We start from the raw sequence: 246 nt of genomic DNA, 5'->3' as shown, positions 1-246 counted from the left end.
CAGGCCGCTGTGCGGCACCGCCATCAGTTCGGGCAGCGCATCGCGCACCACCAGCGTCACCAGCACCGACAGGAAGGCGATCTTGACGATGGACTTGAGCAGCTCGACCAGGTTCTTCTTCGAGAAGATGTTCTTCAGGTTGCTCATCACGTCCAGCTTCTTGGCCGACGGCTTGAGCTTTTCGAATGCCAGCACCACCCCCACCTGCAGGAATTCCGAGAACATGCCCACCACCAGCATGATCAG

At 59.3% G+C, this 246-nt stretch carries 1 protein-coding gene; it reads right to left on the bottom strand.

Annotated elements, in window-relative coordinates; genetic code table 11:
• The coding region (locus SB751_RS33965; protein WP_410749491.1) for an EscU/YscU/HrcU family type III secretion system export apparatus switch protein at positions 1-246 on the bottom strand (246 nt) is incomplete at both ends.

The organism is Cupriavidus sp. SIMBA_020 (genome assembly GCF_046535395.1).
In the GTDB taxonomy this organism is placed as follows: Bacteria; Pseudomonadota; Gammaproteobacteria; order Burkholderiales; family Burkholderiaceae; genus Cupriavidus; species Cupriavidus campinensis.
This window is presented reverse-complemented; position numbering and strand designations above follow the sequence as displayed.